This window comes from Pseudomonas citrullilanati (assembly GCF_030580855.1).
GTDB lineage: Bacteria > Pseudomonadota > Gammaproteobacteria > Pseudomonadales > Pseudomonadaceae > Aquipseudomonas > Aquipseudomonas citrulli.
In genome coordinates, this window is record NZ_JAUQOP010000080.1 from 1 (window position 1) to 6,418 (window position 6,418).

The window sequence follows — 6,418 nt, forward strand, 5'->3', positions numbered from 1 at the left end:
CTGCGTGCCGTAAAGGGCTTGGGGCCTGTAACGATTGCCAGCCTGTTTTGCTATCTGCCTGAATTGGGCGACCTCAACCGCGCGCAGGTGGCTGCGTTGGCTGGGGTGGCGCCGTTCAATAATGACAGCGGCGTGAAAACCGGCAAACGCCATATCTACGGTGGGCGCAGAAGATTGCGCCGCGCAGCCTATATGTGTGCGTTGGTGATGGTCCGCTACAACGCTGATTTCAAAGCCCGCTATGCCAGGCTGCGCGCCAAGGGCAAGTGCGCAAAAGTGGCCCTGGTGGCGTGTATGCGGGTATTGCTGGTCCGGCTCAACGCGATGGTGCGCGACGGCACGCCGTGGCGGGATCAAACCGCTTGAGGCCCCGGAGGGGGCCATCTGAGGCCGCGATAGCACCCAAAAGACGACCGCGGGTCGGGTGGGGGTGAAAGACAGTTGGCTCCCACAGTTTGCTCCGGGCTGACTCCAGGTCCCGAGCCCAACCCCAACCCCCTGTGGGAGCGAGCCTGCTCGCGAAGGCGCCGGCACAGCCGACATCACCGTTTCAGGCACACCGCCATCGCGAGCGGGCTCGTTCCCACAGGGGGACTGGCTGACCGCCTGATGGGTGATTAGCCACAGGTTTGCTTTACCCCCGCTCTATCAAGCCAGGGCCGCTTCCTTGGGTTCCACGGCCTGCGCCGGGACTTCGAAGCGGTCCGCCAGGAAGGGGGTGATGTCCATTGGCAACGGTTCCTGGTTCACCAGTTTGTCCAGCAACACCCCGGTGATGGCCGAGGTCAGGATGCCGGTGCGGAAGTGGCCGCAGGCGTTGAGGTAGCCCTCGATCCCGCCCATCGGCCCCAGGATCGGCAGTTCATCGGGGGAGCCCGGGCGCAGGCCGGCCCAGGTTCGTTTCAGGTTGACGTCGGCCAGTTGCGGGATGCAGCGCACCGCGCCTTGCACCAGCCCTTCGATTTCCGGGTAGGTGGTGGTCACGTCGTAGCCTTTGTCTTCGGTGGTGCTGCCGATGAGGATTTCGCCGTTGTCCTTCTGCGCCACGTAGCAGTCGCTGGTGGTCAGGCAGCCGTTGAGGATCTTCGGCATACGCTCGGTCAACAGGATCTGCCCCTTGACCGGCTTGACCGGAATCCGCACGCCCGTGGCCTGCTCGCTCAGGTCTGCCGCCCAGGCGCCGGCCGCGTTGATCAGGGTCCGGCAGTGGAAGGTACCCGCCTCGGCGGTCTTCACCCCGGTGACCCGCGTGCCGCTGCGCAGCACCTCGGTGACATTGGTGTTGAAGAACAGATCGACACCGTTCTGCCGTGCGCCTTCGGTATAGGCGTCGGCCAGGCGGAACGGGCTGACCTGGTGATCGCAGAGAAACTCCAGCGCCCCCTGGGCTGCATGGCTGACACTCGGCTCGGCCTCGCGCAGGGCGGCCTGGTCGAGCCAGCGCACCTGGTCCGCCAGGTGCGGGATGCAGGCGACGATGTGCTCGGCGTACGAGCGGTCTTCGTCGTCATAGATCACGAACTTGAGCCCGGTCTCCTCGAACTTGAAATCCATGCCATGGTTCTCCATCAGCTCGCGGTGCAACTGCGGGTACAGCGCGTTGGACTGCAAGGCGAAATCGAAGAACGATGGCGGCAGGATGTGCGGGGTGCTGGCGTCCACCGCCACGGCGGCGCCCTGGGCCTGGCGCTTGCGATTGGCCGACATCATGCGAAAGAAGATCACCCCGCAGCCCAGGCCCACCGACTCACCGATGGCCCACAGGCCGCCCGCCGACGCGCGGGTGGCGTTGCCGGGACGCTTGGCGTCGATCAGGGCGATCTTCAGGTGCTTGCGCTTGGACAGTTGATAGGCGCACGAAGCCCCGATCACACCGCCACCGGCGATGACCACGTCATAGTCCTTGAGGTCTGGTTGCTTAATCATGGCGGCTCTCCGTGCCAACATCCTTGAATGCGGAAAAAGGGATCGGATCGATGGGGAATCGGGGACGCAGCCAGCCCACGTCGGCGCGGCCGGTGGCTTCGCGCAGGCGGTCGCTGCAGTAGCCCACGCACATCCGGCCCTGGCAGTCGCCCATGCTCACCCGGGTGCGCATCTTCAGGCTGGCCATGTCTTGCACGCCTTGCTCCAGGGCGCGGTCGATGTCGGCGCGGGTGGCGTGCTCGCAGCGGCAGATCACCGTATCGGCCGCCGGCAAGGTGGTTTGCCCGGCGCCACGCTGGGTGTAGCGGTCCACGGCGGCGCGAAAGCGGATGATGCGATCGAGCTGCGCCTGGTAGCGTTCGCGCTGCCCGAGAGCCGTGGCCGAATCCAGCACGTTGCGTTGCAACAGGATCGACAGCGCGGCGATGCGCCCGCCGAGCATGGCCGCTTCACCACCGCGAATCCCACCCATGTCGCCGGCCAGGTGGATGTGCGCCTCGCTGCTTTGTTGCCAGGGATCGGCCACCGCCCGCAGGTAGCCGTCCTCGCTGAAACCGTGCTCCAGGCCCATCTGCTGGCTCAACTGGGTGCGCGGGATAAAGCCGTAGCCGACCGCCAGCGTCTGGGCCGGCACCTGTTCGGCGCGCGTCAGGTCCGGTGCCCAGGAGTCGGAGTACGGTGCAACGGTCACGCAGCCCAGCTCGCCTTCGCCGTGGGCTTCCACCACGCCCCAGCCATAGCGCATGGGGATGCGGTTGAGCTTGAGGTAGCCGAGCATGCCCAGGCCGTCGAGGAACAGTTGTGGCTTGTTCAGCAGGGCCAGGCTTTCCTTGGCGATCCGGCCGAAGGCACAGGCCTCGTAGACTCCGGCCACCGCCACCCCCGCCGCGTGCAACTGGCAGGCCACCAGCGGCAGCAACGGCCCCGTCCCGGCGATCACCACCGGGCTCGGCGGCTTGACCACCCCGCTCTTGATCTGCAATTGCAAGCCGCCGAGCAGCATCACGCCCGGCAGCGTCCAGCCAGGAAACGGCACGCTGCGTTCATGGCAACCGGCCGCCAGGACCAGGTGCGAATAGGCCACTTCGCGCAAGCGTTCGTCGGCGTCGAGGACCATCAATGCGCGAAAGCCCTCGGCGCCGATGACCCGGTTGCCCACGTGCACATCGATCAGGTGCGCATATTGTTGAAATTCCCCGTGGAGTTTCTCCAGGGCTTCACGGTAGCGCGACCCCAGGTAATCCAGCGCCACGCCCTCGCGCAACGGCCCGCGATAGACCACGCCACCGAGGCGCGGCGCCTCTTCGAGCAAGGTGCTGCGCACTCCATGGCGGGCCAGTTCGATGGCCGCCGCCATGCCCGCCGGCCCCCCGCCGACAATCACTGGATCCAGGCTCATGGCGCCTCCGATTCGGTGATGCGGTTGGCCCGGGTCTCGATCTGCATGCCCGGGCGCACCAGGGTCTGGCAGGCGCGGCGCTTGTGGCGTCCGTCGATCTTGACCAGGCAGCATTGGCACACGCCCATGCCGCAATAGGCACCGCTGAGTTGGTCGTGGTCGTTGCGGGCCACCTGGCGCTGGCCCAGGGACTGGATCACCGTGAGGACGGTTTCGCCCTCGGCGGCGTTGACGGCCCGTCCGTCCAGGCGCACCGTCATGTCGGCCCGGGCCAATGGCTGGATGTCGAATGTTCGGCGTAGAAGGTCTTGAGGTTGCATCATGCAGCTCTTCCTTGAAGGTTCAGTGAGGTCTAGGCTCCTTGCGGTACACCATCCACCGGTTCACGTCGGTACCCGCTCGCGGCAGTGCGCCAAGACAGGGCAACGGACGCCACAGGATAATGCGCGCGAAATTTATGTTAGGGATTATTTGTGACCAAGTGTTGATCCAGGCCAGGGAATCCGCGTGTCGGGCTCATGAACTTTTTTTCAGAAAGCCGACAGGTTTTCTTTGGCAGAATGCTGCGCAATCGCGCGAACTTCCCAACCGGTACCGCCCATGAATCGCATCCTGACCATCGAAGACGACGCCGTGACCGCCCGTGAAATCGTCGCCGAACTGACCCGCAACGGCCTGGACGTCGACTGGGTCGACAATGGCCGCGAAGGCCTGGAACGGGCGGTGAGCGGCGACTATGACCTGATCACCCTCGACCGCATGCTGCCCGAGCTCGACGGCCTGGTGATCGTCACCACCCTGCGCACCATGGGCGTGGCCACGCCGATCCTGATGATCAGCGCCCTTTCCGACGTCGATGAGCGAGTGCGGGGCCTGCGGGCCGGCGGCGACGACTACCTGACCAAGCCGTTCGCCACCGACGAGATGGCCGCCCGGGTCGAGGTGCTGCTGCGGCGCAACAACGGCACCCGCGAACCGGAAACCGTGCTGCGGGTGGCGGACCTGGAACTGAACCTGATCAGCCGCGAGGCCAGCCGCAACGGGCAGTTGCTCAGCCTGTTGCCCACCGAATACAAGCTGCTGGAGTTCCTGATGCGCAACTGCGGGCAGATCCTGTCGCGCATGATGATCTTCGAGGAAGTCTGGGGCTACCACTTCGACCCCGGCACCAACCTGATCGACGTCCACATCGGTCGCCTGCGCAAGAAAATCGACCCGCCGGGCCTGGAACCGCTGATTCGCACGGTGCGGGGTTCCGGCTATGTCATTGCTGAACCCCGCTAAGGGCTGGCGCTCCTCCAGCAGTCGCCTGCTGGCGCTGTACAGCGCGCTGTTCGTGCTCTGGAGCGCGATCCTGATGGGGGTGATGTACTACGAAGTGTTTGGCTACCTCGACAATCTGGCCAAGCATTCGCTGATGCAGCGCCAGCACCTGTTCGCCCGGATCCATGGCGATCAGCTGGAGGATGCGCTGATGGCCAGCCTGACGCTGGACGAGCGCGGCGTCGATGCCTACGGGCTGTTCGATCCGCAACTGCGGCATTTGAGCGGGCCGATCATGCGGGTCCCCGCCGACCTGCCGCTGGACGGCAAGATCCACATGCTCGGCGGCTGCGTCGACTCCGACGACCCGAGCGTGCCTTCCGACAGCTGCGACGCGGTGGCGACCCGCGTGCAGGACGGACGCTGGCTGATCCTGGCGCGGGACAACGGCTCGCTGTTCGCCGTCACGCGCATCATCCTGCATGCCCTGTTCTGGGGCGTCTCGCTGACCATCCTGCCGGGCATTGCCGGCTGGCACCTGCTGCGGCGCCGGCCGCTGCAACGCATCCGCAGGTTGCAGGCCAGTGCCGAGGCCATCGTCGCTGGCGACCTGACCCACCGCCTGCCCCTGTCGAGCCGGCGCGACGAGCTGGACATGCTGGCGGCGATCGTCAACGCCATGCTCGATCGCATCGAACGCCTGATGAACGAGGTCAAGGGGGTGTGCGACAACATCGCCCATGACCTGCGCACACCGTTGACCCGCTTGCGCGCGCAGCTCTACCGCATCCAGCAGCAGGCCCCGGATGGCTCGGACGAAGCCTTGCAGATGGACCAGGTGATCGCCGAGACCGACACGTTGATGGCACGGTTTCGTGGTTTGCTGCGGATTTCCGAGCTGGAGGACCAGCAACGCCGCTCCGGTTTCGTGCGCCTCGATCCGTTGCAGCTGCTGCAGGAATTGCACGACTTCTACTTGCCACTGGCCGAGGAAGGCGAGCTGGTCTTCACCTTGGAAGTGCCGGATGCGCTGCCGCTGCTCAACGGCGACCGCGCCCTGTTGTTCGAGGCGGTGTCGAACCTGCTGAGCAATTCGATCAAGTTCACCCCGCCGGGTGGCACCGTGACCCTGCGCGGCGTCGACCAGGGCGACAGCACGCGCATCGAAGTCCTCGACTCCGGCCCCGGCATTCCCGAGGCCGAACGCAAAGCCGTGTTCCGCCGTTTCTATCGCGCCGAAGGCAGCAGCCAGCACGGCGGATTCGGCCTGGGCCTGTCGATCGTCGCCGCGATCGTCAGCTTGCACGGGTTCACGCTGGAAGTGGGCAACAGTGAATATGGCGGCGCACGGTTGGTGCTCGATTGCCGGGCTACGTTGTTGTAGCGGCCACCGGGGGTTGGAGGTGGGCTCTGGACTTGAAATCACCGAGATCAATTGTGGGAGCGGGCTTGCCCGCGATAACGCCGGCACATTCAACATCATCGGCTCAGCCAGACCGCTATCGCGAGCAAGCTCGCTCCCACAGGGGATTGGGGGTGGGGCTCTGGATTTGAAATCACCGAGATCAATTGTGGGAGCGGGCTTGCCCGCGATAACGCCGGCACATTCAACATCATCGGCTCAGCCAGACCGCTATCGCGAGCAAGCTCGCTCCCACAGGAGATTGGGGGTGGGCTCTGGACTTGAAATCACCGCGATCAATTGTGGGAGCCAACTGTCTTTCACCCCCACCCGACCCGCGGTCGTCTTTTGGGTGCTATTGCGGGCTCAAATGGCCCCCTCCGGGGCCTCAAGCGGTTTGATCCCGCCACGGCGTGCCGTCGCGCACC

General features: G+C 65.4%; 6 protein-coding genes. 3 read left to right on the plus strand and 3 right to left on the minus strand.

Features of this window, described 5'->3' with window-relative positions; translation table 11 throughout:
* The coding region (locus Q6A48_RS25700) for a transposase (protein ID WP_304556001.1) at positions 1-366 on the plus strand (366 nt) is incomplete at its 5' end.
* 282 nt (positions 367-648) lie between these two features.
* On the opposite strand, the gene hcnC is transcribed toward Q6A48_RS25700, so the two are convergent.
* The 3 genes from hcnC to hcnA are packed head-to-tail and all read right to left on the minus strand — an operon-like array spanning position 649 to position 3,645.
* Complete coding sequence (gene hcnC, locus Q6A48_RS25705; RefSeq protein ID WP_304557282.1) at positions 649-1,926, minus strand: cyanide-forming glycine dehydrogenase subunit HcnC; 1,278 nt, start codon at positions 1,924-1,926, stop codon at positions 649-651.
* Complete coding sequence (gene hcnB / locus Q6A48_RS25710) at positions 1,919-3,325, minus strand: cyanide-forming glycine dehydrogenase subunit HcnB (RefSeq protein ID WP_304557284.1); 1,407 nt, start codon at positions 3,323-3,325, stop codon at positions 1,919-1,921. The genes hcnC and hcnB overlap by 8 nt, the downstream gene beginning before the upstream one ends.
* Entirely contained in the window at positions 3,322-3,645 is a 324-nt protein-coding gene (gene hcnA / locus Q6A48_RS25715; RefSeq protein ID WP_304557287.1) for a cyanide-forming glycine dehydrogenase subunit HcnA, read from the minus strand. The genes hcnB and hcnA overlap by 4 nt, the downstream gene beginning before the upstream one ends.
* A 280-nt stretch (positions 3,646-3,925) precedes the next feature.
* On the opposite strand from hcnA, the gene Q6A48_RS25720 reads away from it, so the two are divergent.
* A complete protein-coding gene (locus tag Q6A48_RS25720) occupies positions 3,926-4,609 on the plus strand; it encodes a response regulator transcription factor (protein WP_304557285.1) in 684 nt (227 codons plus the stop codon).
* Positions 4,587-5,972, plus strand: coding sequence for a sensor histidine kinase (locus tag Q6A48_RS25725; RefSeq protein ID WP_304557286.1), 1,386 nt, complete (start codon positions 4,587-4,589; stop codon positions 5,970-5,972). Before Q6A48_RS25720 ends, Q6A48_RS25725 begins: the two co-directional genes overlap by 23 nt.
* Positions 5,973-6,418 lie beyond the last annotated feature (446 nt).

Coding starts and splice junctions, on each gene's coding strand:
- hcnC (WP_304557282.1), bottom strand. CDS start 1,926: ATGATTAAGCAACCAGACCTCAAGGACTATGACGTGGTCATCGCCGGT.
- hcnB (WP_304557284.1), bottom strand. CDS start 3,325: ATGAGCCTGGATCCAGTGATTGTCGGCGGGGGGCCGGCGGGCATGGCG.
- hcnA (WP_304557287.1), bottom strand. CDS start 3,645: ATGCAACCTCAAGACCTTCTACGCCGAACATTCGACATCCAGCCATTG.
- Q6A48_RS25720 (WP_304557285.1), top strand. CDS start 3,926: ATGAATCGCATCCTGACCATCGAAGACGACGCCGTGACCGCCCGTGAA.
- Q6A48_RS25725 (WP_304557286.1), top strand. CDS start 4,587: ATGTCATTGCTGAACCCCGCTAAGGGCTGGCGCTCCTCCAGCAGTCGC.